Genomic DNA, 2177 nt, shown 5'->3' with positions numbered 1-2177 from the left:
AAGCTGGTTCTGGTGCGTCAAGTTCAGTTCCTCCTGTGGCTCATATGGTTGTTGCCTATTACCCTCAGCCTGACAGTGAGCCATTTATTCTGGACAACTTGATTAGCGACATCCGAGTGGCCTCGCGGCGACCAGACCTTACACCCATATTTAGTTTCACTGAAGGCGGAATTTTCAACGGGATTGGCGCCTCAAATTCAGTAGCAATTGCAGGTATAAGCCGATATTCCAAATGGGAGTCCTTTTTGAAAAAGGCAGAGGAACAGGGATTCCGTTGAATCAATAAAACCATGCCTTCAATCAAATCCACTGTGTATGTTGCAGTGTGTCTCTTGGGGATAGCAATATTTGCTTTTGGTGTTATTGCCTTGCAGATCGTCGTGTATAGCTATAAAAGATCCAACAACACCGCAGACGCGGCGATAGTGCTCGGAGCAGCTGCATGGGGCAGTCGCCCATCGCCCGTCTATCGAGAGAGACTAAACGAGTCGATACGCATATATAAGCAAGGGCGTGTCAAAAAATTGTTGTTCACGGGTGGAACGCCGGAATTAGGATATCCGCCCGAGGGCGCAGTTGCGAGAGCTTACGCATTGCAGCGAGGTGTGGCGTCGAATGCAATTCTGATTGAAGAAAAATCTCGGACCACCTATCAGAATTTGTTTCTGGCAAGAAATCTGATGCGGGAAAGCGGGATAAGTAACGTACTCATCGTCACGGATCCACTCCATATGAAGCGTGCAATGTATATCGCTGAGGAACTAGGCATAGATGCGCAGCCCGCACCAACGGAATCCAGCAAATTCCAATCTTGGACAAGCCGAACTCTCTTTTTGTGGAGGGAGACATGGTCAATGTGTGATCAGTTGCTGATGACAAGCAGGCACAAGGAGGCTCTTTTGGGGGAGACCTCCGAATTGCCAGAGTTGTAGCCTGACCGCCAGTTCGGGAAAGTTGATTTGCGTAGACCATTTTTGAACCGCCGTAGCCTGGTAGCCTGGGGGCCTGGGCTTCTGGTTGCACTGGCTGACACAGATGTTGGCAACATCGTTACTGCGGCCCAAGGTGGTGCCCAGTGGGGGTATCGATTGCTACCACTGGTATTGGTGCTAATCCCAATGTTGTATCTGGTACAGGAGTTGACGGTAAGGTTGGGCATTTTTACGGGGCAAGGGCTTACCGAAATTGTGCGCAATAGATATGGGAAGCTGTGGGCTTGGATTTCCGTGGCTGCACTGTCCCTTGCAACTCTTGGATCACTTGTGACTGAATTCACAGGCGTGGCAGCTGTCGGAGATCTCTACGGAGTTTCAAAGATGATTTCACTGCCTTTGGCAGCTTTGACTTTGTTTGCCGTCGTACTCTCGGGCTCCTACAGAAGAATAGAGAGAATTGCACTGATACTCGGATCCTTCGAACTGGCATTTTTTGTTGTTGCCTGGATGGCACATCCTCATCTGAAAACCATTGTGGCGCATGCTACGGAATTCCAGATTGGCAACCGGGACTTCATGTTCCTTGCATCAGCACTGATTGGCTCTGTATTCAATCCCTGGATGATCTTCTATCAACAATCAGCCATCGCAGACAAGGGACTTGGGCCAAAGAATTACTTGGAGGAAAAATGGGATACAGGAATCGGCTCCGTACTTGCTCAGCTTGTAACTGCGGCTGTGCTGATTGCACTGGCAGCAAGCTACGATGGCAAAAACCTTGAGCGCAGCATTCAAAACATCGAGGATGTGAGCGACGCGCTGATTCCGATATTTGGAGGCGCAGGTGCCCATTTGGTATTCAGTCTTGGTGTTATGGGTGCCGCCATGGTCGCTGCCATCGTTTCCTCATTGGCCCTGTCATGGGCAATCAGCGAAGCGTCAGGTTACAAGAGGAGCGAGGATACCAATAGGGCTGAATCGCATTGGTTCTATTTGGGTTACGGAATCTGTGTCGCCACAGGGGCAGCAATAGTTGCTTGGCAGACCAATCTGGTATGGCTTGATGTCGCCACTCAAGTTGTCAACACTTTCGTGCTCCCATTGCTGATTGTTCTCTTAATCAGGCTTGTTCAGACGTCTCTTCCGGCGTCTGTAAAACTCAAAGGGATCTACCTCTGGGCTTTTGTCGTAGTGACTGGAATCGTCTGCACCTTGGGGGTGGTGGGAGGGCTGGGTATATGG

General features: G+C 50.0%; 2 protein-coding genes and 1 pseudogene. All 3 read left to right on the top strand.

The genetic code is table 11. From position 1 onward, the window contains the following. Positions 1 to 278 (top strand): annotated as a pseudogene (locus tag AC1RMF_RS26455) (transglutaminase-like cysteine peptidase); the annotation flags it as partial. Positions 279 to 290: 12 nt separating this feature from the next. Then, positions 291 to 932 carry a YdcF family protein gene (locus AC1RMF_RS26450; RefSeq protein ID WP_493145512.1) on the top strand — a complete coding sequence of 214 codons (642 nt, stop codon included), beginning with the start codon at positions 291 to 293 and terminating at the stop codon, positions 930 to 932. A gap of 27 nt (positions 933 to 959) precedes the next feature. Beyond that, the coding region (locus AC1RMF_RS26445) for an NRAMP family divalent metal transporter (RefSeq protein WP_493145510.1) at positions 960 to 2177 on the top strand (1218 nt) is incomplete at its 3' end.

This window comes from Rhodoferax sp. GW822-FHT04A08, from assembly GCF_058801025.1.
Note: the sequence above shows the minus strand (reverse complement) of the source record. Positions and strands in the feature narration are given on the sequence as shown.

Bases quoted from the DNA above. Each gene is read 5' to 3' on its own strand.
- AC1RMF_RS26450 (WP_493145512.1), top strand. From the start codon at position 291: ATGCCTTCAATCAAATCCACTGTGTATGTTGCAGTGTGTCTCTTGGGG.